This is a genomic window from Variovorax sp. (assembly GCF_965279555.1).
In the GTDB taxonomy this organism is placed as follows: Bacteria; Pseudomonadota; Gammaproteobacteria; order Burkholderiales; family Burkholderiaceae_C; genus Variovorax.
On the sequence record NZ_OZ257247.1, the window covers coordinates 5693947 to 5717388 of the forward strand.

The following is a 23442-nucleotide window of genomic DNA, read 5'->3' on the forward strand; positions in this document are numbered from 1 at the left end:
CGGTGTTCGGTTACCTTGGCGGGTACATCGAACGAAGTGACCCAGTGTCGGGTCGAGTAAGTGAGAGTTCCAGCTGGCTCTCGCGGTACCGGAAACGGTGCCAACTGAAGCAAAGAGGTTAAGAAAATGCCACGTCGTCGCGAAGTCCCCAAACGTGAAATCCTGCCGGATCCCAAGTACGGCAATGTCGAGCTGTCGAAGTTCATGAACGTGATCATGGAAGGCGGCAAGAAGGCTGTTGCCGAGCGCATCATCTACGGTGCACTCGAATTCATCGAAAAGAAGAACCCGGACAAGGACCCTCTCGAAGCGTTCACCGTTGCCATCAACAACGTGAAGCCGATGGTCGAAGTGAAGTCGCGCCGCGTTGGCGGTGCGAACTATCAAGTGCCGGTCGAAGTCCGTCCCGTCCGCCGCCTCGCCCTGTCGATGCGCTGGATCAAGGAAGCCGCCCGCAAGCGCGGTGAAAAGTCGATGGCCCTGCGTCTGGCCAACGAACTGATGGAAGCCACGGAAGGCCGTGGCGGTGCCATGAAGAAGCGCGACGAAGTGCACCGCATGGCAGAAGCCAACCGGGCTTTCAGCCACTTCCGCTTCTAAAAATCAAACTTCGCTTGGGCGTTGGGTGTCGGGTTTCGGGCGTTGTGCCCGTGCCCGGGGCCCAGCGCTCAACGCATTTCAACCCGAAAGTAAATCATGTCCCGCAAGACCCCCATCGAGCGCTACCGCAACATCGGCATCTCCGCGCACATCGACGCTGGCAAGACCACGACGACCGAACGTATCCTGTTCTACACCGGTGTGAACCACAAGATCGGTGAAGTGCACGACGGTGCCGCCACGATGGACTGGATGGAGCAAGAGCAAGAGCGCGGTATCACGATCACCTCCGCCGCCACCACCTGCTTCTGGAAGGGCATGGCCGGCAAGTTCGACGAACACCGCATCAACATCATCGACACCCCCGGCCACGTGGACTTCACCATTGAAGTCGAGCGCTCGATGCGCGTGCTGGACGGCGCCGTGATGGTGTACGACGCCGTCGGCGGCGTGCAGCCCCAGTCGGAAACCGTCTGGCGCCAGGCCAACAAGTACAAGGTGCCCCGTCTCGCGTTCGTCAACAAGATGGACCGTACCGGCGCCGACTTCCTGCGCGTTCGCCAGATGATGGTCGACCGCCTGAAGGCCAACCCCGTCGTGATCCAGATCCCGATCGGTGCCGAAGAGCACTTCCAGGGCATCGTCGACCTCGTGAAGATGAAGGCGATCATCTGGGACGAAGACAAGGGCGTGACCTTCCAGTACGGCGAGATCCCCGCCAACCTGGTCGACGTCTGCAACGAATACCGCGAAAAGCTCGTCGAAGCGGCTGCCGAAGCCAGCGAAGAGCTGATGAACAAGTACCTCGAAGGCGGCGAGCTGAGCGAGGAAGAAATCAAGAAGGCCATCCGTCAGCGCACCATCGCCGGCGAAATCCAGCCGATGCTGTGCGGCTCGGCCTTCAAGAACAAGGGCGTGCAGGCCATGCTCGACGCCGTCGTCGAATACATGCCCGCGCCGACGGACATTCCTCCGGTCAGCGGCCTGGACGAAGACGAAGCGCCTGTCGTTCGCAAGGCTGACGACAACGAGAAGTTCTCCGCCCTCGCGTTCAAGCTGATGACCGACCCGTTCGTGGGCCAGCTGACCTTCGTGCGCGTCTATTCGGGCGTGCTCTCGAAGGGCGACAGCGTCTACAACCCGGTGCGCGGCAAGAAGGAGCGTATCGGCCGTATCGTGCAGATGCACGCGAACAACCGCGAAGAAGTCAGCGAAATCCGCGCCGGCGACATCGCCGCGTGCGTGGGCCTGAAGGAAGTGACCACTGGCGAAACGCTGTGCGATCCCGAAGCCATCGTCACGCTCGAGCGCATGGTGTTCCCGGAGTCGGTGATCTCGCAGGCCGTCGAGCCGAAGACCAAGGCCGACCAGGAAAAGATGGGCATCGCGCTGCAGCGCCTGGCTCAGGAAGATCCTTCGTTCCGCGTGAAGACCGATGAAGAATCGGGCCAGACCATCATCGCCGGCATGGGCGAGCTCCACCTTGAAATCATCGTGGACCGCATGAAGCGCGAATTCGGCGTGGAAGCCAACGTGGGCAAGCCGCAAGTGGCCTACCGCGAAACGATCCGCAAGACCGTCGAAGAAGCCGAAGGCAAGTTCGTTCGCCAGTCGGGCGGCAAGGGCCAGTACGGTCACGTGGTTCTGAAGCTCGAGCCGCAGGAAGCCGGCAAGGGCTTCGAGTTCGTCGACGCCATCAAGGGCGGTGTGGTTCCTCGCGAATACATCCCCGCGGTGGAAAAGGGCGTCGTGGAAGCGCTGACGCAAGGCGTGCTGGCGGGCTACCCCGTCGTCGACGTCAAGGTCACGCTGCACTTCGGTTCGTACCACGACGTGGACTCGAACGAAATGGCGTTCAAGATGGCCGCGATCTTCGGTTTCAAGGAAGGTGCCCGCAAGGCCAGCCCCGTGATCCTCGAGCCGATGATGGCCGTGGAAGTCGAAACGCCTGAAGACTACGCCGGCAACGTGATGGGTGACCTCTCGTCCCGCCGCGGCATGGTGCAGGGCATGGACGACATGGTCGGTGGCGGCAAGGCCATCAAGGCAGAAGTGCCGCTGTCGGAAATGTTCGGCTACTCGACCACGCTGCGTTCGATGTCGCAAGGCCGTGCCACGTACACGATGGAGTTCAAGCACTACGCTGAAGCTCCGCGCAACGTTGCCGAAGCCATCGTGGCCGCTCGCGCCAAGTAAGTTTCAAGAATGCGGGGCCGCGCAGTGCGCGGCCCTCGTTGTCTGCGATCCGGTGCCGCCACGTTCCCGTGCGAGGCGAACCAGCAATCGGGTGCAGACATAAAACCAATACACGGGAATGCTCTTTCAAGGATTGAAAAATGGCAAAAGGTAAATTCACCCGCACCAAGCCTCACGTCAACGTGGGCACGATCGGTCACGTCGACCACGGCAAGACCACGCTGACGGCTGCGATCGCAACGGTGCTGTCGGCCAAGTTCGGCGGCGAAGCCAAGGCCTACGACCAGATCGACGCTGCGCCTGAAGAAAAGGCCCGCGGCATCACGATCAACACCGCGCACGTCGAGTACGAAACGGCCAACCGCCACTACGCACACGTCGACTGCCCCGGCCACGCCGACTACGTGAAGAACATGATCACCGGCGCTGCCCAGATGGACGGCGCGATTCTGGTGTGCTCGGCCGCCGACGGCCCGATGCCCCAGACCCGTGAACACATCCTGCTGGCTCGCCAGGTGGGCGTGGGCTACATCATCGTGTTCCTGAACAAGTGCGACATGGTCGACGACAAGGAACTGCTCGAGCTGGTCGAAATGGAAGTTCGCGAACTCCTCGACAAGTACGAATTCCCCGGCGACGACACCCCCATCATCCACGGCTCGGCCAAGCTCGCCCTGGAAGGCGACAAGGGCGAACTGGGCGAAGGCGCCATCATGAAGCTGGCAGAAGCCCTGGACACGTACATCCCGACGCCCGAGCGCGCCGTGGACGGCACGTTCCTGATGCCCGTGGAAGACGTGTTCTCGATCTCGGGTCGCGGCACCGTGGTGACCGGCGCCGTCGAGCGCGGCGTGATCAAGGTCGGTGAAGAAATCGAAATCGTGGGCATCCGCCCGACGGTCAAGACCACCTGCACCGGCGTGGAAATGTTCCGCAAGCTGCTGGACCAAGGCCAGGCCGGCGACAACGTGGGCGTGCTGCTGCGCGGCACGAAGCGCGAAGAAGTCGAGCGCGGCCAAGTGCTGTGCAAGCCCGGCTCGATCAAGCCGCACACGCACTTCACCGCCGAGGTGTATGTCCTGTCGAAGGACGAAGGCGGCCGTCACACGCCGTTCTTCAACAACTACCGTCCGCAGTTCTACTTCCGCACGACGGACGTGACCGGCGCGATCGAGCTGCCCAAGGACAAGGAAATGGTCATGCCCGGCGACAACGTCAGCATCACCGTGAAGCTGATCAATCCGATCGCGATGGAAGAAGGCCTGCGCTTCGCCATCCGCGAAGGCGGCCGCACCGTGGGTTCGGGCGTCGTTGCCAAGATCCTCGACATCTAAGCCGGACGCAAAGGAATCACCATGGCAACCAAGCAAAAAATCCGCATCCGCCTGAAGGCGTTCGATTACAAGCTGATCGACCAGTCGGCAGCCGAAATCGTTGACACCGCCAAGCGTACCGGTGCGATCGTCAAGGGCCCCGTGCCCCTGCCGACCCGCATGAAGCGTTTCGACATCCTGCGTTCGCCGCACGTCAACAAGACGTCGCGCGACCAGCTGGAAATCCGTACGCACCAGCGCCTGATGGACATCGTCGACCCGACCGACAAGACCGTGGACGCGCTGATGAAGCTCGACCTGCCGGCCGGCGTGGACGTCGAGATCAAGCTGCAGTAAACAGAAACACGACACCTGTCGCGTTTTAGCAAGGCCCGCCCGCAGAAATGCAGGCGGGCTTTGTGCTTTTCTGCCCGGGTATGGCATCCTCGCGCGGCGGCAACTCCGGCGTGTCGACCGGAGGCTGAAACGAGGGCAGCACCAGTCATGAACTACAAGTTCTCTTTTGCGTTTGCGTCGGCATGCGCTGCAACGGCGTTGCTGGCTGGCTGTGGCGGTGGCGGTGGGGGAGGAGGCGGTGGTGGCGGGGGCGGGTTGCCCTTTCTTCTGCCGGTGAGCGCGGGGCCGGTCACCCTGACAGGCACGGCTACTTATGAATCCGTTCCGAATCCGAACGGCAGCCTGGTGTATGCATCCACGTCGGTCAAGCCTGTGCGAGGCGCGTCGCTGGAGGTGGTCGATGCCGCTACTTCTGCGCAACTCGCGGTCGCCACGACCGACGACAACGGTGCCTATTCGGTAAGCGTGCCGGCGAATGCAACGGTGATCGTTCGCGTGAGAGCCCAGTTGGCTCGCACCGCGCCCGGTGCGACCTGGGATGTCAGCGTACGCGACAACACCCAGGGCAATGCCTTGTATTCGATGCAGACGGCGGCGTTTTCGTCGGGCACTGCGGCATCGACCCGCGATCTGCGGGCGGCGACCGGCTGGGACGGTTCCAGGTACGCTTCCCAGCGTGTGGCAGCACCCTTTGCGATTCTCGACACGGTCTACACCGCAATGCAGAAGGTGCTGTCGATCGCGCCTGCCACGTCTTTTCCGTCATTGCGCGTGTACTGGAGTCCCAACAATGCGCCGTCGCCCGGCAATTCGGCGCTGGGGCAGATCACTACCACCTACTTCGTCAACAAGAGCACCGGCCGCGAGATCTACGTGTTGGGCAAGGAAGGCGTCGACACCGACGAATTCGACTCGCCGGTGATCGCGCACGAATGGGGTCACTACTACCAGTCGTCGTTCAGCCGAGACGACTCGCCGGGTGGGGAGCACTCGGGCAGTGATCGTGTCGACCGCCGGCTGGCGTTCTCGGAAGGGTGGGGCAATGCCTGGTCGGGCATTGCGCTTGACCGGAGCACCTACGTGGATTCCCGTGGTCCCGGCCAGGTGACCGACTCCATATTGGTGGACTTGAGGTCAGGACCATCGACCAACCCTGGCTGGTATCGGGAGGTTTCGATCCAGTCCATTCTCTGGAACCTGAACCAGCAGGTCGGATTCAAGCCGATCAACAACGCGATGACGAGCTTCCAGTTCCGCAGTGCGACGCCCGTCACGTCGATCCATCTGTTCTCCTCGGTGTTCAATGCGGTCGCGCCGGGCAGCGCGCCGGCGTTGAAAACCCTGCTCACGGGGCAGGGCATCACGTCCACCGATGCCTATGGCGTCGGGGAAACGAGCAATGACAGTGCGGCTGCCACGCCGGTTCCCGATGTGCTGCCGCTGTACACGCCCGTGACGGTCGGCGTTCTGGCATCCGACGTTGCCTGCATTTCCAATGTGGCGGGTACCGTCAACAAGCTCGGCAATATTTCGTACCTCGCCTTCACCGCACCTGCGAGCCGCGACTACACGATCCAGCTCACCGGAGGGAGTGGCGCAACGAACTTCGACCTCTTCAAGGCCGGACTGATCGCAAGAAGCAGCAACAAGGTCAGCCTGGGCGCCGGTGACTACGTTCTTGCGGTGCGGGACGATGCCCCGGTGTCTGGCGCGAACAATCTGCCGCCAAGATGTTTCTCCGTTCTCGTTCAATAGGAAGGATTGCCATGAACATCCGCACCCATTCGACGATGGCGCTGGCATGGCTTGCGCTGGCCGCGATGTCGGCGCCGGCCCTGGCCGATGGCATGCCGGCCTCCCGTGGCGCCAGGCAGTCGGCGGCCCAGCCCGTGGTCACAGCATCCAGAAAGTCCAACGACTCCGGCGTCACGTTGCAGTACCAATTCAGCGGCAACCCCCAGGTGGGCAAGCCGACGGCCATTACCCTGCAGTTCGACGGCGTCACCAGCCCTGACGGTGCGACCGTGCGCCTGAGCCCGGATGCCGGACTGACGTTGTCTGGCAGCAACACGCTGACTCTGTCGCCAAGTGCACGTACCAGCGCCACGGTCACGGTGGTGAGCGACCGCGAAGGCCTTGCCTATCTGAATGTCTTCATTGCCCAGGGCGCCGCGCGCAGCGCCATCTCCATCCCGGTGCAGACTGGCTCGGACATGCCTGCCATGAAGCCGACGGGCGAGGTGAAGGCCATGCCCGGCGGCGAAAGGATCATCTCGCTGCCCGCCAAATAAGCGGGAAACCCGCGCTCAGGGCCATGAAACAAGGGCCCTGAGCGGTCACTTGCATGGCCTGCGCATCGCGGGCTATAATCGCTGGCTCTGCCCTTGTTGCGTCCGCAAGGTGCCATGCGGGCAGAGATTTATCAACCTTCTTCCGTAGCCGGAGAAATCTGGCAAACGCTGTTGCCAATTGAAGTGGCAGTGGCGGAAGAGGATTTCCATTTTTGGAGAAAACATATGAGTCTGAGCAACTCCCTCGGGTTGCTGGGCCGCAAGGTGGGGATGATGCGTCTCTTCACCGATGACGGGGACGCAGTTCCTGTCACGGTGGTGGATGTGTCCAACAACCGTGTGACCCAGATCAAGTCCCAAGAGACCGATGGCTACGTCGCCCTGCAAGTGACGTTCGGTTCGCGCAAAGCATCGCGCGTGACCAAGCCCGAAGCCGGCCACCTTGCCAAGGCGGGTGTCGAAGCAGGCGAAATCATCCAGGAATTCCGCGTTACCGCAGATACCGCAGGTCAGCACAAGGCTGGCGGCGTGATCTCCGTGAACAGCGTTTTCACCGTGGGCCAGAAGGTGGACGTGCAAGGCACTTCCATCGGCAAGGGCTACGCTGGCACGATCAAGCGTCACAACATGAGCTCGCAACGCGCGTCGCACGGTAACAGCCGTTCGCACAACGTTCCCGGCTCGATCGGTATGGCACAAGACCCCGGTCGCGTGTTCCCCGGCAAGCGCATGACGGGCCACCTCGGCGACGTCACCCGCACGACGCAAAACCTCGACGTGTTCCGCATCGACGAAGCACGCCAACTGCTGCTCATCAAGGGCGCGATCCCGGGTTCGAAGGGTGGCTTCGTCACCGTGCGTCCCGCCATCAAGGCCAAGCCGCAAGCGGCTGAAGGAGCGAAGTAATGCAACTCGAACTCCTGAACGAACAAGGCCAGGCCGCGTCGAAGTACGACGCCCCCGAGACCGTGTTCGGCCGTGATTACAACGAAGATCTGGTCCACCAGATCGTCGTTGCATTCCAGGCCAACGCCCGTCAAGGCACGCGCGCCCAGAAGGACCGCGAACAGGTCAAGCACTCGACCAAGAAGCCTTTCAAGCAAAAGGGAACGGGCCGCGCCCGGGCCGGTATGACGTCCTCGCCGCTGTGGCGCGGGGGTGGTCGCATCTTCCCGAACATGCCTGACGAAAACTTCTCGCAGAAGATCAACAAGAAGATGTACCGCGCCGGCATGGCGTCCATCTTCTCGCAACTCGCTCGCGAAGGCCGTCTGGCCGTGGTCGACTCGATCAAGGTCGACTCGCCCAAGACCAAGCCGCTGGCTGCCCGTTTCAAGGCGATGAATCTCGAGTCCGTGCTCGTGATCGCCGAAGAAGTCGACGAAAACCTGTACCTTGCCTCGCGCAATCTGGTGAACGTTCTCGTGGTCGAACCCCGCTACGCCGACCCGGTGTCGCTGGTTCACTACAAGAAGGTGCTGGTCACCAAGGGTGCCGTCGACAAGCTCAAGGAGATGTTCGCATGAGCCGCGTGAACCCTACCGCCGCTGAACGTACGTTCGAAGAAGGCCGCCTGATGGCGGTGCTGGTCGCCCCGATCGTGTCCGAAAAGGCCACGATGGTCGGCGAGAAGTCGAACGCTGTCACTTTCAAGGTGCTGCAAGACGCCACCAAGCCCGAGATCAAGGCCGCTGTCGAACTGATGTTCAAGGTCGAAGTCCAGGGCGTGTCGGTGCTCAACACCAAGGGCAAGACCAAGCGCTTTGGCAAGTCCATCGGCCGCCGCGACAACGTGCGCAAGGCCTATGTGACCCTGAAGCCGGGTCAAGAGCTCAACCTCGTCGGGGAAGGCGCTTAATCATGGCCGTCATCAAGATGAAACCCACTTCGCCGGGCCAACGCGGCGCGGTGAAGATCTCGCGTGACCACCTGTTCAAGGGTGCTCCTCACGCTCCCCTGCTGGAACCCCAGTTCCAGAAGGCCGGCCGTAACAACAACGGTCACATCACGATCCGTCATCGTGGCGGCGGTGCCAAGCACCACTACCGCGTCGTCGACTTCGTGCGCAACAAGGACGGCATCCCGGCCAAGGTCGAACGCATCGAGTACGACCCGAACCGCACCGCCCACATCGCTCTGGTCTGCTACGCCGACGGCGAGCGCCGCTACATCATCGCCCCGCGCGGTCTGGAAGCCGGTGCAACGCTGCTGTCGGGCTCCGAAGCGCCGATCCGCGCCGGCAACACCCTGCCGATCCGCAACATCCCGGTCGGCTCGACGATCCACTGCATCGAACTGCAACCCGGCAAGGGCGCGCAGATCGCTCGTTCGGCCGGTACGTCGGCCACGCTGCTGGCCCGTGAAGGCGTCTACGCCCAGGTCCGCATGCGTTCGGGCGAAGTTCGCCGCATTCACATCGAATGCCGCGCGACCATCGGTGAAGTTGCCAACGAAGAACACAGCCTGCGCCAACTCGGCAAGGCCGGTGTGAAGCGTCACATGGGTATTCGCCCGACCGTTCGCGGTGTGGTGATGAACCCGGTCGACCACCCGCACGGTGGTGGCGAAGGCAAGACTGGCGAAGGCCGCCATCCTGTCGACCCATGGGGCAACCTGACCAAGGGCTATCGCACCCGTAACAACAAGCGCACGCAGGTCTTCATCGTGTCGCGTCGCAAGAAGTAAGGGATAGCCAATGACTCGCTCTCTCAAAAAGGGTCCGTTCGTCGACCACCACCTCGTGGCCAAGGCCGACAAGGCCGTGACGACCAAGGACAAGAAGCCGATCAAGACCTGGTCGCGCCGCTCGATGGTTCTGCCCGAGTTCATCGGTCTGACCATCGCTGTGCACAACGGCAAGCAACACGTGCCTGTGTACATCACCGACCAGATGGTCGGCCACAAGCTCGGCGAATTTGCGCTCACGCGTACGTTCAAGGGGCACCCCGCGGACAAAAAAGTCCAGAAGAAGTAAGGAACGACCATGTCTGAAACACGTGCAGTCCTCCGCGGTGTCCGCCTTTCGGTCGACAAGGGCCGTCTGGTCGCTGACCTGATCCGCGGCAAGAAGGTCGATCAAGCGCTCAACGTTCTGCAATTCACGCAGAAGAAGGCCGCTGTGATCATCAAGAAAGTGCTGGAGTCGGCTATCGCCAACGCCGAGCACAACGACGGTGCCGACATCGACGAGCTGAAGGTCAAGACCATCTACGTCGAGCAAGGTGCAACGCTCAAGCGCTTCACCGCGCGGGCCAAGGGTCGCGGCAATCGCATCAGCAAGCCCACGTGCCATGTGTACGTGACGGTTGGCAACTAAGAAGGCCTGGAAGAAATATGGGACAGAAAATCCACCCAACCGGGTTCCGCCTTGCGGTTACCCGTAACTGGTCCAGCCGCTGGTACGCAAGCGACCGCGATTTCGCGGGCATGCTGGCCGAAGACATCAAGGTTCGCGAATACCTGAAGAAGAAGCTGAAGAACGCTTCGGTTTCGCGCGTCATGATCGAACGTCCCGCCAAGAACGCACGCATCACGATCTACTCGGCACGTCCGGGCGTCGTGATCGGCAAGAAGGGCGAAGACATCGAGAACCTCAAGCGCGAACTGGGCAAGCAGCTCGGCGTGCCGGTTGCGGTCAACATCGAAGAAGTGCGCAAGCCCGAAATCGATGCGCAGCTGATCGCCGACAGCATCACGCAGCAGCTCGAAAAGCGGATCATGTTCCGCCGCGCCATGAAGCGCGCCATGCAGAACGCCATGCGTCTGGGTGCCCTGGGCATCAAGATCATGTCGGCTGGCCGCCTGAACGGCATCGAAATCGCTCGTACCGAGTGGTACCGCGAAGGCCGCGTGCCGCTGCATACCCTGCGCGCCGACATCGACTACGGCACCTCGGAAGCCAAGACCACCTACGGCGTCATCGGCGTCAAGGTCTGGGTCTACAAGGGCGACACGCTGGGTCGTAACGACCTGCCGGCCGTCGAAACGCCGCGTCCTGAAGAAGAGCGTCGTCCGCGTGGTCCCCGCCGTGATGGCCGCCCTGGCGACCGTCCTGGTGGCGACCGTCGCGGTCCCGGCCCCCGTGCCGGTGGCCGTGGCCCGATCGGTGGCAACACCGCGCCGGCCGATGGCAGCGACAAGCCCGCAGAAGCAACCGGCGGTGCCGGTGCAGACTCGAAACCCGCCGTTAAGCGCGTCCGCAAAGCCGCGCCCGCTGCAGCAGCGGACGGTGCCAAGACCGAGTAATCGGTCGCTCCCGGGCACGCAAGTGCCTGGGGCCCTCACGGAGTAATAAAACATGCTGCAACCTGCACGCAGAAAGTTCCGCAAGGAACAAAAGGGCCGCAACACCGGCGTCGCAACCACGGGTAACTCGGTTGCGTTCGGTGACTTCGGTCTCAAATGCACCGACCGCGGCCGCCTCACGGCGCGCCAGATCGAAGCCGCTCGTCGCGCGATCTCGCGTCACGTGAAGCGCGGTGGCCGTATCTGGATCCGCGTGTTCCCGGACAAGCCAATCTCGACCAAGCCCGCAGAAGTGCGGATGGGTAACGGTAAGGGCAACCCCGAGTACTACGTCGCTGAAATTCAGCCTGGCAAGATCGTGTTCGAGATCGTCGGCGTGCCCGAAGAACTCGCCCGCGAAGCGTTCCGCCTGGCCGCCGCCAAGCTTCCGCTGCGTACGACTTTCGTCGCTCGCCAGCTCGGCGCCTGAGAGGAGAACACTTATGGCAACCCGTAAGAAGAAAGAAACCGCGGCTCCGGCCAAGGTGACGAAGGCCGCAACCCTGCGCACGAAGGACGTCGCAGGCCTGCAAGCCGAAATCAAGGATCTGCAGAAGGCCCATTTCGGCCTGCGTATGCAGAAAGCCACGCAACAGCTGTCGAACACCTCGACGCTGCGCGTGACGCGTCGCGACATCGCACGCGCCAAGACCATTCTTGCGCAGAAGCAGCAAGAAACCCAAGCCGCCAAGTAAGGAGTGAACATGACGGAAGCTAAAAAATCCCTCAAGCGCACCTTGATCGGCAAGGTGGTCAGCGACAAGCGTGCCAAGACCGTGACCGTGCTGGTCGAGCGCCGTGTGAAGCACGAGCTCTACGGCAAGATCGTGGCCAAGACGAGCAAGTACCACGCCCATGACGAAAAGGGCGAGTACAAGCTGGGCGACACCATCGAGATCACGGAAAGCCGTCCGATCTCGAAGACCAAGAACTGGGTCGTGACCCGTCTGGTCGAGAAGGCCGTCCTGGTCTGATCAATCATTGGAGCCCCCCGGGGCACCCAATCCGGAAACGGCCCACAATGTGGGCCGTTTTTCTTTTTCTGGAGCACATCGAATGATCAAAGTCGGCGACACCCTTCCCGCGGCCACCCTGCAGGAGTATTCCGAAGTCGAGGGCGAGGGCTGCAGCATCGGCCCTAACGCCGTGGACGTAGCCAAGGCTTCGGCCGGCAAGACCATCGCGCTGTTCGCGCTGCCTGGCGCTTTCACGCCCACCTGCTCGGCAAAGCACGTGCCGGGCTACGTGCAGCATTTCGACGACTTCAAGGCTGCCGGCGTGGACGAGATCTGGTGCGTGAGCGTGAACGACGCCTTCGTGATGGGCGCATGGGCGCGGGACCAGAAAACTGGCGCCAAGGTGCGCATGCTGGCCGACGGCAGCGCCGATTTCGCCAAGGCGACCGGCCTCACGCTCGACCTGACCGGCCGCGGCATGGGTCTGCGCAGCAACCGTTATTCGATGCTGGTGAAGGACGGCAAGGTCGCGACGCTCAACGTCGAAGCGCCGGGCAAGTTCGAAGTGAGCAACGCCGAGACGCTGCTGGCGCAAGCCCGCGGCTGATCCGGCTAGAGATCCACCTTCAGGTAGTGGGCCCCGGCAACGGGGTTGTGATAGTAGGGCGGCACCTCCGCGAAGCCCAGGTCTTCGTAGAGGGCCCGCGCCGACTCCATGTCGTCGAGGGTGTCGAGCAGCACGCAGCCGTAGCCCGAGCTGCGCGCGGCATCGAGGATCGCCTCCGCCAATTGCCGGCCCAGGCCCAGCCCGCGGAAACCGGGGCGCACGTACAGGCGCTTCATCTCGGCCGCGTTGGCATAGTCCGCACTGTCCAGCGGGCGCAGAGCGCAGCATCCCGCCACGTGCGCCAGCGTGCCGTCGGCGCGCTTCAAGGTCGGCGCCTCGCGGCCGGCGTCTTCCTTCACATTGACCGGATCGACCAGCGCAAGCAGCAGTGTGCCGCGCGGCTCGGCGTATTCGCCCGGCAAACCGGCCAGTTCGCCTTCGAAATCCTGGAAGTCGAGGTCGATGCCGAGCGAGTTCGCGTAGTCGCGGAAGATCGCGCGTACGGCGTCGATCTCGTGCGCCTCCTCGGGCGTCAGAAGCACGACGGCCGGCATGGCCGACAGCGGCAGGGGGCGTGAAACAGAAAAGCTCATATGCGCAACGACGAGATCCAGTAAGCCGCGCCCGCGCAAAGCGCGAACACCACGAGCGCCAACACGCGCGAGGCCGCATCGTTGCGGCTCGATGCGACGTTGCCTCCGGTGCCGGCGGCGATCAGCTTGTCGCCCGTCACCATCGGCCGCACCAGCCGGTGCCGCTTGACGAATGCATAGAACAGCACGGCCAGCACGTGCAGGCTCACGAGCGCGATCACGATCCACTTGCCCCGTGCCTTGTGCCAGCTCGTGGCCAGGCTCACCGTCTCGCTCGAGACAAAGCGCGTGAGCGGCCCGGAGGCCGAAATCTCGTCGTCCGCCGTCAGGCCGGTCGCCACCTGCAGCGCGAGGATCGCCAGCACGGCGAACACCGACAGCGCGCCCAGCGGGTTGTGCCCGATCAGGTGGTCCGGATGTGCCTTCCCGCGCAGGTAGGCAACCATGGAGCCCGGCCCGTAGACGAAGGCCGCGAAGCGCAACCAGCGCCCGCCGACGAAGCCCCAGACCAGCCGGAACAGCAGCAGCGCGAGCACCGCGCAGCCCTGGCGGGAGTGCCATTCCATGATGCTGTTCAGGCCGATCACGGCAATGGCGAGCGCCCAGTGGAAAAGGCGCGTCGGCAGGTCCCAGACCCGGATAGCTGTGCCGTTGCCGAAGGCCGCTCGAGGGGCGGCCACGGAGGAGTCGGTCATCGAAGAAGGCGCGGATGGCGCAATGCTGCGGAAGGCGCAGATTAGCAAAGTCCGGACTCTCATTCGCTTCGGGTTGTTGCTATGGCCCCGGCACCGGCGCGACCTGCACTCGCGCGGCGCCGCGCCAGACGGCGTTTCCCAAACGAGGAGCCCGGCAAGCTGCTGGTGGCCGCCAAGGCCGGCAACATCGACGCGCTGAAGGCGCAGTTCGGCCCGACTGCCGCGAGCTGCAAGGCGTGCCACGACAGCTTCCGCAATCAGTAAACAAACGAGGCGGCCGCTTCGCCGCAAAAGCAAAAAGGCGCGCGGTCGGAGCGCCTTTTTCTTGCTGGGAGCCGAAGGATCAGGCTTCGGCCAGGAGTTTTTCGATCAGCTTGTGCAACTCGGCGAAATCGGGCTCGCCCACATAGCGCTTCACGATCTCGCCGCGCTTGTTGACCAGGTAGGTGGTTGGCGTGAGCTTCACGTCGCCCCAGGCCTGCGCCACGCTGCCGGTGTTGTCGATCGCCACCTTGAACGGCAGCTTGCGCGTTTCGGCGAAGTTGACGACGTAGCTTGGCGGGTCGTAGCTCATGGCCACCGCCAGCGTGTCGTAGCCCTGGGCCTTGTACTTGTCGTAAGTCGCGATGACCTTGGGCATCTCGCCGACGCAGGTCACGCAGCTCGTGGCCCAGAAGTTGACAAGCGTGACCTTGCCCTTCAGGTCGGCTGTGCTCTTTTGCGTGCCGTCGAGCAGCACGAAGGTCGAAGCCGGGGCGGCGGTGGCACCGGAGCCGAGGTACACGCCCACGCCGGTGGCCAATGCGATGACGACGGCGGCAGCGGCGATGTATTTTTTCATGGCAGCGTAGAGAGAAGGGCGGCGCGATTTTAGTTCCGCCCGCCGGATCGTGCTTGCGACGCCCCGCCAGCCCCGGCCGGCTCGATAATCGCTCCCCCATGCCGTCGCCCCTCTCATCTTCCTGGCTTGCGCTGATCGCGGCGGCCCTGCTTGCCGCCTGCAGCCCCACCTTCAACTGGCGCGACGTGCCGGTCGGCGACTCCGGGCTGATCGCGATGCTGCCATGCAAGGCCGACAAGGCGAACCGTGCCGTGCCCCTCGGCGCCGATTCGGTGCAGGTCGACATGACCGGCTGCGAAGCCGGCGGCGCGACCTTCGCCATCGCACACGCCTCGGCCAGCGGACCGGCGCAGGCCGAGGCTTGGCTCAATGCGTGGCGCGCCGCCACGCGCGGCCAGCTCGGCGACATGCAGGTCACCGAAGCCAGCGCCAGCGTGCAGCGCGCGACCGCCATGCCGCCGCCGCTTCGGCTCGACGCCCAACCGGCGCAAGCCGGCGCCCCCGTGCAGGTGCTGTGGTTCGCCCAATCGCAGAAAGACGGCACCGTGGCTCTCTACCAGGCCACCGTGCTGGGCAAGTCGTCCGCGGCCGATGCCTCGCAGACTTTCTTCGAAGGCCTGCGCCTCCCGTGAGACGAGATTGCTATCGTTTTGATAGCCGTCCAGGCGGCTCGCACTGGGGCGGTACTGTCCGGTTTGCCGGGCTGCCGCGTTGTGTCATATATCTACATCCACTGGGCGCCCCCGCATAATCGGCGCGTCGTCCTCCGTCCCGCATGAACAGCATCCTCATCATCGCCCACTCACCGTTCGCACATGCGCTGCGGCAGTGCGCGCTGCATGTGTTCCCAGATTGCGAGCAGGCCATCGTCGCGCTCGACGTGTTGCCCAACGTGTCGCCCGAAGAAACGCTGGCCGCCGCGCGCATCACGCTCGCTCAGCAGCTGCACACCCCGCGCACGCAAGTGCTGGTGCTGGCCGACGTGTTCGGCGCCACGCCCTGCAACGTGGCGCAGAAGCTGGTGGACGGCGTCCGGTCGCGGCTGGTGGCGGGGGTCAACCTTCCGATGCTGCTGCGGGCCGTCACCTACCGGCACGAACCGCTCGAGACTCTGGTGCAACGGGCCCTGGCCGGCGGCACCGCGGGTGTCATGCAGGTGGCGGTGGCCGCTCCCCAGAACCAGGCGAAGAGAAAGCACAGTGATCAAGAAATCCGTGACCATCAGCAATAAGCTGGGCCTGCACGCACGCGCATCGGCCAAGTTGACCAAGCTCGCAGGCAGCTTTCCCTGCGAGGTCTGGCTCTCGCGCGGCGACCGCCGCATCAATGCCAAGAGCATCATGGGCGTGATGATGCTGGCCGCCGGGCTCGGCTCCACCGTGGAGCTCGAAACCAACGGCCCGCAGGAAGAAGAAGCGATGAACGCCATCGTCCATCTCATGGACGACAAGTTCGGCGAAGGCGAATGAAATGGCTCACTCCCAAGCTTCTTCACTTCGTGTAAACGCCAACCCCCTTCCAGGGGGCGATGCCGGGCGCCCGGCAAAGCCGGTTCGACGGCATCTCACAAGGTAGGTCATGACCTTCGCAGTCCACGGCCTCCCTGTCGCCCGTGGCATTGCCATCGGGCGCGCTGTGCTGGTGGTGTCGAGCCGCATCGACGTGGCCCACTACTTCATCAAGCCCGAAGAGATCGAAACCGAGATCGACCGCGTGCGCACCGCGCGCAACGCGGTGGCCGACGAGCTCACCAAGCTGCAGGCCAACGTGGCCCAGATGGGCCCCAACGACGCGCCGCACGAACTCGCCGCGCTGCTCGAGGTGCACCAGATGCTGCTGCAGGACGAAGCCCTGAGCGGCGGCGTCAAGCACTGGATCAGCGAGCGGCTCTACAACGCCGAATGGGCGCTGACCACGCAGCTGGAAATCATCGCGCGCCAGTTCGACGAGATGGAAGACGCCTACCTGCGCGAGCGCAAGGCCGACCTCGAGCAGGTGGTCGAGCGCCTGCTGCACCGCATGAAGGGCACGGCCGCCGTACTCGCGCCGAGCCCGCCGCGCCGCAAGCGCGCCGCCGCGCCGGTCGACGACAGCGACGAGCACGACGACCCCACCGCGGGCGACGGCATCGACGTGCCGCTGGTGCTGATTGCGCACGACCTGTCGCCGGCCGACATGCTGCAGTTCAAGAAGAGCGTGTTCGCCGGCTTCGTGACCGACGTGGGCGGGCGCACCTCGCACACCGCCATCGTCGCTCGCAGCATGGACATCCCGGCCGTGGTCGGCGCGCGTACCGCGAGCCAGCTGGTGCGCCAGGACGACTGGGTCATCATCGACGGCGACGCCGGCGTGGTCATCGTCGACCCCTCGCCGATCATCCTGGCCGAGTACGGCTTCAAGCAGCGCCAGGGCGACCTCGAGCGCGGGCGCCTCGCGCGGCTGCGCCACAAGCCGGCCGTGACGCTCGACGGCCAGCGCGTCGAGCTGCTGGCCAACATCGAGATGCCCGAGGACACCGTGGGCGCCGTCAAGGCCGGCGCGGTCGGCGTCGGGCTGTTCCGCAGCGAATTCCTCTTCATGGGCCGCGAATCGTCGGCGCGCCAGACGCGCCTGCCCGACGAGGAAGAGCAGTACCAGGCCTACAAGCGCGCGGTCGAGGGCATGCAGGGCATGCCGGTCACCATCCGCACCATCGACGTGGGCGCCGACAAGCCGCTGGACAGCAAGTCGGCCAACAAGCAGGAGCACCTGAACCCCGCGCTCGGCCTGCGCGCCATCCGCTGGAGCCTGGCCGACCCGGCGATGTTCCTCACGCAACTGCGCGCCATCCTGCGGGCCGCCGCGCACGGCGAGATCCACCTGCTGATTCCCATGCTCGCGCACGCCAGCGAGATCCGCCAGACGATGTCGCTGATCGACTTCGCGCGGGCCGAGCTCGACAGCCGCGGCGCGGTGTACGGCCCGGTCAAGCTCGGCGCCATGATCGAGATACCGGCCGCGGCGCTCACGCTGCGCATCTTCCTGAAGCACTTCGACTTCCTGTCGATCGGCACCAACGACCTGATCCAGTACACGCTGGCCATCGACCGCGCCGACGAATCGGTGGCGCACCTCTACGACCCGGCGCACCCGGCCGTGCTCAAGCTGGTGGCCGACACCATCGCCGAGTGCCGCCGGCAGGGCAAGGGCGTGTCGGTGTGCGGCGAGATGGCAGGCGACGTGGCGTTCACGCGGCTGCTGCTCGGGCTGGGCCTGCGCAGCTTCTCGATGCATCCTTCGCGCATCCTCGCGGTCAAGCAGGAAGTGCTGCGTGCCGACACCAGCAAGCTCGAGGCGTGGGCCAAGGGCGTGCTCGAGTCCGACGACCCGGCCGCCGCGCTCGCGGGCTGAGTCTTTTCCAATGGCGCCGCAATAAAACGAAACACGCCGAAACTGCGGCGAAAGGACTTGCGGCGGCCCCGCAAGCACGATCAGGCCTTCTCTTCCAACCCTGAAAGAAAGGCCTGCCAAATGAAGCAATCTCTCTCCCTGACCCAGATCATCGCCGTCGGTTCGTTCGCCCTGCTCGCAGCGGCCGGTGCCAAGGCTGAAAGCTACGAGGGCGTGCTGCCCGCCGTGTCGGCCAAGAGCCGCGCAGAAGTCGGCGCCGAAGCCGTGCGCACCGCATCCGCGCCCAACCAGAACGTGGTGCGCGGCTCGCGCGGCCCCGAGACCGTGGCCGTGTCGACCGAGCGCGCCCGCGTCGTCGCCGAAGCCGTGCGCGCCGCGGCGGCGCCCGACCAGAACGTGTCGTCAGGCTCGCGCGTGAACAGCCAGGTCATCTCGACCATGCAGAACCCCGTGGACGCACGCGCCTCGGCGGCCAACGCCAAGAGCAGCCGCCTGTAATCCCTCCAATCGACGATGCCCCTTTTTCAGGGACACCGTGGAACCGGCTTTGCCGGGCCATGGGTGTCGCCCCCGGTAGGGGGTTGGCAGCCACACGAAGTGGGCAAGCCTGGGGGCGAGCAAGGAACAATCATGAAGCACTGGATCAAACGTACTCTCCTCGGTTTTGCCGGCCTGGCGGTGGTGGCCGGCAGCATTGCCGGCTGTGCCGGCCAACGCCACGGCTGGGGCGGCAACAGCGCCGAGTTCCGCGCCAAGATGGTCGAACGCGTGGGCAGCAGGCTCGAGCTCGACGCCAACCAGAAACAGAAGCTCACCGTGCTGGCCGAGAAGCTGCAGGCGCAGCGTGAAGCCATGCGCGGCGCAGGCGGCTCGGGCGACCCGCGTTCGCAGTTCAAGGCGCTGTTCGCCGGCAACAAGCTCGACCAGGCCGGCGCCGCACGACTCGTCGATGAAAAGACCGCCGCCGTGCGTGCCGGCAGCCCCGAGATCATCGCGGCCGCCGCCGACTTCTACGACAACCTGAATGCCGCGCAGCAACAGAAGGTGCGCGACTTCATGGAGCGCGGCAGCCGCCGCTGGCACCGTCATGGATAGGCTCCACTCACCCCCAGGCTTCGCGCACTTCGTGTCGCTTCGCCTTCCCCCTCTCCGGGGGCGATACCTGCGGCCCGGCGAAGCCGGTTCCGCGGTATCCCGCGAACAGACAACGCCAATGACGACGACAACGGCAGCGGCGGGTGGCGTGCGCGCACTGCTGCGCCTCGAGGGCGCGGTGGTGCTCGGCGTGGCGCTCGCGGCGTACGCGCAGTACGGCCTGGGCTGGGGCGTGTTCGCGCTCTGGCTGCTGGCGCCCGACCTCGCGATGCTCGGCTACCTTGCCGGGCCGCGTGTTGGTGCAGCGCTCTACAACGCGACGCACTCGTACGTCGGCCCCGCACTGTTGCTCGCGTTCGGCGTGCTCGCGGCCACGCCGTGGGCGGTGGCCGGCGGGTTGATCTGGTTCGCCCACATCGGCTTCGATCGCGCGCTGGGCTACGGGCTCAAGTACGCCGCCGGTTTCGGTCTCACGCATCTCGGCCGCATCGGCCGGGCCGATCCATGGTGAGCGCCGCTGCCGCCGTTGTGGCCCCCGTCATGCGCCCGCGCATCGCGCGCGCATGGATGCTGGGCGAGGCACTCACGCTCGGTGTCGCGTCGACGGTGCATGCCGGCTACCTCGTGCCGGGCCATGCGCACGCACATGCGCGCATCGCCGAGGCGGTGATCGCGACTGTGCTGGTGCTGGCTTCGGTCGAGACCTGGCTGCGCCCCGCGCATGCGCGGCGCGCCGCGATCTTCGGCCAGGGCTTTGCGCTGCTGGGCACGCTGGTCGGGCTGGGCACCATCGTGGCCGGCATCGGCCCCGGCTCCACAGGCGACGTGGTCTACCACGCGCTGCTGCTCGCAATTCTGGTTGCGGGCCTGACCTGGGCGGTGCGATGCCGGCGGGTCTGATGGTGAGCGAAGTCATCCGCCACATGCTTGCCAGGAGGCACAATCCCGCCATGCCGCGCATCCTGCTGATCGACGACGACGAACACCTCGCCGCGCCGCTGACCACCTACTTCGCGCGCTTCGGCTGCACGCTCGAAAGCGCCGTGCGCCCGAGCGAAGGCCTTGCCAAGCTGCGCGCCGGCCAATACGACGCCGCCATCCTCGACGTCATGCTGCCCGAGATGGACGGCTTCGAGCTTTGCCGCGAGATCCGCAAGGAAAGCGACATCCCCATCGTGATGCTCACCGCGCGCGGCGAAGTGACGGACCGCGTGGTCGGCCTCGAGCTGGGCGCCGACGACTACGTGCCCAAGCCCTTCGAGCCCCGCGAACTGGTGGCTCGCGTGCAGACGATCCTGCGCCGCCAGCGCAGCGCGCCGCCGGCCGCGGGCAGCACGCAGCAGCGCGTGTTCGACGGCCTGTCTATCGACCTCGACCGCCGCCAGGTGCTGCGCCACGGCGAGCGCGTGGAACTCACCGGCACCGAGTTCGAATTGCTCGCGCTGCTGGCCGGCGAACCCGGCAAGGTCTTCAGCCGCGACGACATCCTCAACCGCCTGCGCGGCCACGAGGCCGAGCTTTACACGCGCGCGGTCGACATCGTGGTGAGCCGCCTGCGCAAGAAGCTGGAACCGCTGGACTGCATCAAGACGCTGCGCAATGCCGGCTACGCGCTGGCCGTGGCGCGCAGCGAGACTGCATGAGCTTCAACCGCAGGTTTCCCCGCGAGATGCGGCGGCGCATGGAATGCCAGGACGAAGAATGGCGCCAGGAGTGGCACAAGCAGTGGCATGCGCGCTGGAACGAGAAGGTGCAGGGCAAGCGCCGCTGGCGCCGTTCGCTGCGGGTGCGGCTGGTGCTGATGTTCGTGCTGCTGGCCATGGTGATGGCGGTGGTCTTCATGAGCGGCATGAAGCGGGCGTTTTCCACCGGCTGGGCCGAGGCCGCGAGGCCGATGCTGACCGACTACACCGACCGCCTGGTCGCCGACATCGGCACGCCGCCCGACGTGGCGCGCGCGCAGGCGCTGGTGGCGCGTCTTCCCATCACCATCCGCATCGTCGGCCCCAAGGTCAACTGGGACTCCAACCCCGGCGGCGCGAGCAGCCCCGGCGGCTGGATGCACGACCGCTACGACGTGTCCGGCGGCGACAAGTGGTTCATCCGTTCCACCGCCGACGGCCACCGCGTGATCTTCGGCTGGTCGCCCAAGCTCTGGGAGCTGGCGCCGCGCATCATCGGCTGGGCCACGCTCGGCGTGCTGCTGTCGTGCGTGCTGCTGGCCTATGCCTACGTGAGCCGGCTGCTGCGGCCGCTGATCGACATCCGCGAAGGCGCGCAGCGCTTCGGGCGCGGCGAGTTCTCGCAGCCCATTCCGATCCGCCGCAACGACGACCTTGGCGATCTGGCGCAGCGCGTCAACACCATGGCCGACGACATCCAGGCCATGCTCGATGCCAAGCGCGGCCTGCTGCTCGCGCTGAGCCACGAGCTGCGCTCGCCGCTCACCCGCGCCCGGCTCAATGCCGAGCTGCTGCCGGCCACGCCCGAAGGCCAGGCCGAGCGCGAGGCGCTGCTGCGCGACCTGAACGAGATGCGCGACCTCATCAGCGACCTGCTCGAAAGCGAACGCCTGGCCAGCCCGCACGTGGCACTGCAGCGCGAGCCGGTCGACCTTGCCGTGATGATCCGCGAGACCGTGGCCGAGATGCCCGGCGCGCAGCAGGTGCACCTGGACCTGGCCGACGGACTGCCGCCCCATGCCGTCGACCGCATGCGCATCCGCCTGCTGGTGCGCAACCTGCTGGACAACGCGCTGCGCTACAGCAACGAAGCGCCGCGCCCGCCCTGCGTGTTGCTGCGCGCGGTGCTCGACGGCAAGAAGCAGGGCGTCGAGATCGAGGTGCGCGACCACGGCCCCGGCGTCGACGATGCACAGCTGGAGCGGCTCACCGAGCCCTTCTACCGCACCGACGGCGCGCGGGCGCGGGCCACCGGCGGCGTCGGCCTGGGCATGTACCTGTGCCGGCTGATCGCCGAGGCGCACGGCGGCGAACTCATGGTGCGCAACGCCTCGCCGGGGCTGCAGATCATCGTCCGGCTGGTGTAGCGCGCGGCGGCGCCGGGCTGTCGCCTGCGCTACAGGCGGGGCTACGGAGGGCGCGGGGTGCGCGGCTACGATGCGCCTCCGTGCCCACGCCGGCGCCCGGCCCGTCATTCAAGGAGACACCATGAGCAGCCCCCTCACCAATCACCAGGTTCGCCTTGCCAAGCGCCCCGAAGGCGCCGCCACCCGCGAGAACTGGAAATTCACCACCGAGCCCGTCGGCGAGCCGGCCGAGGGCGGCGTGCTGGTCAAGACGCTGTCGCTGTCGCTCGACCCGGCCATGCGCGGCTGGCTCAACGACGCCAAGAGCTACATCCCGCCCGTGGCCATCGACGAGGTGATGCGCGCCGGCGGCGTCGGCCGCGTGGTGGCCTCGAAGAACCCGAAGTTCGCGGTCGGCGACACGGTGTACGGCACGCTCGGCGTGCAGGAATACATCCTCATCGCGCAGGACGACCTCAAGCGCAACGGCCTGGTGAAGATCGACCTGAACGTCGGCAGCATCACCCAATGGCTCAACGTGCTGGGCATGCCCGGCATGACCGGCTACTTCGGACTGATGGACGTGGGCCAGCCGAAGCCGGGCGAGACGGTGGTGGTCTCCGGCGCGGCGGGCGCCGTGGGCCAGACCGTGGGCCAGCTGGCCAAGATCAAGGGCTGCCGCGTGGTCGGCATCGCCGGCGGCGCCGCCAAGTGCGACTGGGTGGTGAAAGAGCTGGGCTTCGACGCCTGCATCGACTACAAGGCCGGCGCGGGAGCGGTGCGCGAAGGCCTCAAGGCGCATTGCCCGAAGGGCGTGGACGTCTACTTCGACAACGTCGGCGGCGAGATCCTCGACATGGTGCTGGCGCGGCTCGCGCGCAAGGCCCGCATCATCATCTGCGGCGCCATCAGCCAGTACAACAACGCCAACAGCATGCCCTCGGCCGGCCCCAGGAACTACCTGAGCCTGCTGGTGAACCGCGCGCGCATGGAAGGCATCGTGGTGTTCGACTACGCCGACCGGTATCACGTCGCCATCGCGGAGATGGCCGGCTACCTGAAGGACGGCCGCATGAAGAGCAAGGAAGACATCGTCAAGGGGCTGGACACCTTCCCGGAGTCGCTCAACAAGCTCTTTGCCGGCGAGAACTTCGGCAAGCTGGTGCTGCAGGTCGCCGAGGCCTGAAGGGCTGCGG

Annotated in this window: 31 protein-coding genes and 1 pseudogene; 29 read left to right on the plus strand and 3 right to left on the minus strand. The window is 65.3% G+C overall.

Annotated elements, in window-relative coordinates:
• Positions 1 to 126: 126 nt before the first annotated feature.
• From rpsG to ACQY8B_RS26840, 17 genes are all read left to right on the plus strand, one after another.
• Positions 127 to 600 (plus strand): 30S ribosomal protein S7, encoded by a 474-nt coding sequence (rpsG, locus tag ACQY8B_RS26760; RefSeq protein WP_101491328.1) that lies wholly within the window; start codon positions 127 to 129, stop codon positions 598 to 600.
• Positions 601 to 696: 96 nt separating this feature from the next.
• On the plus strand, positions 697 to 2796 hold the full coding sequence (fusA, locus tag ACQY8B_RS26765) for an elongation factor G (protein ID WP_422084697.1): 2100 nt from the start codon (positions 697 to 699) through the stop codon (positions 2794 to 2796).
• A gap of 140 nt (positions 2797 to 2936) precedes the next feature.
• Positions 2937 to 4130 carry an elongation factor Tu gene (gene tuf, locus ACQY8B_RS26770; protein WP_093060175.1) on the plus strand — a complete coding sequence of 398 codons (1194 nt, stop codon included), beginning with the start codon at positions 2937 to 2939 and terminating at the stop codon, positions 4128 to 4130.
• Positions 4131 to 4151: 21 nt separating this feature from the next.
• Positions 4152 to 4466: a 30S ribosomal protein S10 gene (rpsJ, locus tag ACQY8B_RS26775; RefSeq protein ID WP_007838118.1), complete on the plus strand. Its 315-nt coding sequence runs from the start codon at positions 4152 to 4154 to the stop codon at positions 4464 to 4466.
• Positions 4467 to 4613: 147 nt separating this feature from the next.
• Complete coding sequence (locus ACQY8B_RS26780) at positions 4614 to 6221, plus strand: hypothetical protein (RefSeq protein WP_422084698.1); 1608 nt, start codon at positions 4614 to 4616, stop codon at positions 6219 to 6221.
• Between the two features lie 11 nt (positions 6222 to 6232).
• Positions 6233 to 6757 (plus strand): hypothetical protein, encoded by a 525-nt coding sequence (locus ACQY8B_RS26785; protein ID WP_422084699.1) that lies wholly within the window; start codon positions 6233 to 6235, stop codon positions 6755 to 6757.
• A 225-nt stretch (positions 6758 to 6982) separates the two neighbouring features.
• Complete coding sequence (gene rplC, locus ACQY8B_RS26790; RefSeq protein WP_422089115.1) at positions 6983 to 7663, plus strand: 50S ribosomal protein L3; 681 nt, start codon at positions 6983 to 6985, stop codon at positions 7661 to 7663.
• Positions 7663 to 8283: a 50S ribosomal protein L4 gene (gene rplD / locus ACQY8B_RS26795; RefSeq protein ID WP_081266125.1), complete on the plus strand. Its 621-nt coding sequence runs from the start codon at positions 7663 to 7665 to the stop codon at positions 8281 to 8283. The genes rplC and rplD overlap by 1 nt, the downstream gene beginning before the upstream one ends.
• Positions 8280 to 8615, plus strand: coding sequence for a 50S ribosomal protein L23 (gene rplW / locus ACQY8B_RS26800; protein WP_007838129.1), 336 nt, complete (start codon positions 8280 to 8282; stop codon positions 8613 to 8615). Before rplD ends, rplW begins: the two co-directional genes overlap by 4 nt.
• A 2-nt stretch (positions 8616 to 8617) precedes the next feature.
• Positions 8618 to 9442, plus strand: coding sequence for a 50S ribosomal protein L2 (rplB, locus tag ACQY8B_RS26805; RefSeq protein WP_015867666.1), 825 nt, complete (start codon positions 8618 to 8620; stop codon positions 9440 to 9442).
• Between the two features lie 10 nt (positions 9443 to 9452).
• The gene (rpsS, locus tag ACQY8B_RS26810; protein WP_007838132.1) at positions 9453 to 9731 is read left to right on the plus strand and encodes a 30S ribosomal protein S19; all 279 of its coding nucleotides are present in this window, start codon (positions 9453 to 9455) and stop codon (positions 9729 to 9731) included.
• A 9-nt stretch (positions 9732 to 9740) separates the two neighbouring features.
• Complete coding sequence (gene rplV, locus ACQY8B_RS26815) at positions 9741 to 10073, plus strand: 50S ribosomal protein L22 (RefSeq protein WP_007838134.1); 333 nt, start codon at positions 9741 to 9743, stop codon at positions 10071 to 10073.
• 17 nt (positions 10074 to 10090) lie between these two features.
• The gene (rpsC, locus tag ACQY8B_RS26820; protein ID WP_081266126.1) at positions 10091 to 11002 is read left to right on the plus strand and encodes a 30S ribosomal protein S3; all 912 of its coding nucleotides are present in this window, start codon (positions 10091 to 10093) and stop codon (positions 11000 to 11002) included.
• Positions 11003 to 11054: 52 nt separating this feature from the next.
• On the plus strand, positions 11055 to 11471 hold the full coding sequence (gene rplP, locus ACQY8B_RS26825) for a 50S ribosomal protein L16 (RefSeq protein ID WP_093136308.1): 417 nt from the start codon (positions 11055 to 11057) through the stop codon (positions 11469 to 11471).
• A gap of 55 nt (positions 11472 to 11526) precedes the next feature.
• Positions 11527 to 11736, plus strand: a complete 210-nt coding sequence (gene rpmC, locus ACQY8B_RS26830) for a 50S ribosomal protein L29 (protein ID WP_026284221.1) — start codon at positions 11527 to 11529, stop codon at positions 11734 to 11736.
• Positions 11737 to 11745: 9 nt separating this feature from the next.
• The gene (gene rpsQ, locus ACQY8B_RS26835; RefSeq protein ID WP_015867662.1) at positions 11746 to 12015 is read left to right on the plus strand and encodes a 30S ribosomal protein S17; all 270 of its coding nucleotides are present in this window, start codon (positions 11746 to 11748) and stop codon (positions 12013 to 12015) included.
• Between the two features lie 82 nt (positions 12016 to 12097).
• Complete coding sequence (locus tag ACQY8B_RS26840) at positions 12098 to 12604, plus strand: peroxiredoxin (protein WP_081266127.1); 507 nt, start codon at positions 12098 to 12100, stop codon at positions 12602 to 12604.
• A gap of 5 nt (positions 12605 to 12609) precedes the next feature.
• Here the strand turns inward: ACQY8B_RS26840 and ACQY8B_RS26845 are convergent, their stop codons facing one another.
• Positions 12610 to 13197 (minus strand): GNAT family N-acetyltransferase, encoded by a 588-nt coding sequence (locus ACQY8B_RS26845; protein ID WP_422084700.1) that lies wholly within the window; start codon positions 13195 to 13197, stop codon positions 12610 to 12612.
• A complete protein-coding gene (locus ACQY8B_RS26850; protein ID WP_422084701.1) occupies positions 13194 to 13892 on the minus strand; it encodes a cytochrome b/b6 domain-containing protein in 699 nt (232 codons plus the stop codon). Before ACQY8B_RS26850 ends, ACQY8B_RS26845 begins: the two co-directional genes overlap by 4 nt.
• A 147-nt stretch (positions 13893 to 14039) precedes the next feature.
• Here ACQY8B_RS26850 and ACQY8B_RS26855 point away from each other — a divergent pair.
• A pseudogene (locus ACQY8B_RS26855) lies at positions 14040 to 14156 on the plus strand (cytochrome c); the annotation flags it as partial.
• Positions 14157 to 14235: 79 nt separating this feature from the next.
• Here ACQY8B_RS26855 and ACQY8B_RS26860 read toward each other — a convergent pair.
• Positions 14236 to 14733, minus strand: coding sequence for a TlpA disulfide reductase family protein (locus ACQY8B_RS26860; protein WP_198087966.1), 498 nt, complete (start codon positions 14731 to 14733; stop codon positions 14236 to 14238).
• 98 nt (positions 14734 to 14831) lie between these two features.
• On the opposite strand from ACQY8B_RS26860, the gene ACQY8B_RS26865 reads away from it, so the two are divergent.
• The 11 genes from ACQY8B_RS26865 to ACQY8B_RS26915 all read left to right on the plus strand — a co-directional run bounded on the left by ACQY8B_RS26865 (position 14832) and on the right by ACQY8B_RS26915 (position 23432).
• Positions 14832 to 15365, plus strand: coding sequence for a hypothetical protein (locus ACQY8B_RS26865; RefSeq protein WP_422084702.1), 534 nt, complete (start codon positions 14832 to 14834; stop codon positions 15363 to 15365).
• 143 nt (positions 15366 to 15508) lie between these two features.
• A complete protein-coding gene (locus ACQY8B_RS26870) occupies positions 15509 to 15964 on the plus strand; it encodes a PTS sugar transporter subunit IIA (protein WP_422084703.1) in 456 nt (151 codons plus the stop codon).
• Positions 15933 to 16202, plus strand: a complete 270-nt coding sequence (locus tag ACQY8B_RS26875; RefSeq protein ID WP_081266134.1) for an HPr family phosphocarrier protein — start codon at positions 15933 to 15935, stop codon at positions 16200 to 16202. The genes ACQY8B_RS26870 and ACQY8B_RS26875 overlap by 32 nt, the downstream gene beginning before the upstream one ends.
• A 109-nt stretch (positions 16203 to 16311) precedes the next feature.
• Positions 16312 to 18123 (plus strand): phosphoenolpyruvate--protein phosphotransferase, encoded by a 1812-nt coding sequence (gene ptsP, locus ACQY8B_RS26880; protein WP_422084704.1) that lies wholly within the window; start codon positions 16312 to 16314, stop codon positions 18121 to 18123.
• 120 nt (positions 18124 to 18243) lie between these two features.
• Positions 18244 to 18621 carry a DUF4148 domain-containing protein gene (locus ACQY8B_RS26885; protein WP_422084705.1) on the plus strand — a complete coding sequence of 126 codons (378 nt, stop codon included), beginning with the start codon at positions 18244 to 18246 and terminating at the stop codon, positions 18619 to 18621.
• A 132-nt stretch (positions 18622 to 18753) separates the two neighbouring features.
• Positions 18754 to 19218 (plus strand): Spy/CpxP family protein refolding chaperone, encoded by a 465-nt coding sequence (locus ACQY8B_RS26890; RefSeq protein WP_422084706.1) that lies wholly within the window; start codon positions 18754 to 18756, stop codon positions 19216 to 19218.
• A 118-nt stretch (positions 19219 to 19336) separates the two neighbouring features.
• Positions 19337 to 19729, plus strand: coding sequence for a DUF4260 domain-containing protein (locus tag ACQY8B_RS26895; protein WP_422084707.1), 393 nt, complete (start codon positions 19337 to 19339; stop codon positions 19727 to 19729).
• Entirely contained in the window at positions 19723 to 20118 is a 396-nt protein-coding gene (locus ACQY8B_RS26900) for a hypothetical protein (RefSeq protein ID WP_422084708.1), read from the plus strand. Before ACQY8B_RS26895 ends, ACQY8B_RS26900 begins: the two co-directional genes overlap by 7 nt.
• A 50-nt stretch (positions 20119 to 20168) precedes the next feature.
• A complete protein-coding gene (locus tag ACQY8B_RS26905) occupies positions 20169 to 20861 on the plus strand; it encodes a response regulator transcription factor (RefSeq protein WP_422084709.1) in 693 nt (230 codons plus the stop codon).
• Positions 20862 to 20887: 26 nt separating this feature from the next.
• Entirely contained in the window at positions 20888 to 22267 is a 1380-nt protein-coding gene (locus tag ACQY8B_RS26910) for a HAMP domain-containing sensor histidine kinase (protein ID WP_422089116.1), read from the plus strand.
• Between the two features lie 121 nt (positions 22268 to 22388).
• On the plus strand, positions 22389 to 23432 hold the full coding sequence (locus tag ACQY8B_RS26915; protein ID WP_422084710.1) for an NADP-dependent oxidoreductase: 1044 nt from the start codon (positions 22389 to 22391) through the stop codon (positions 23430 to 23432).
• Positions 23433 to 23442: the final 10 nt, after the last annotated feature.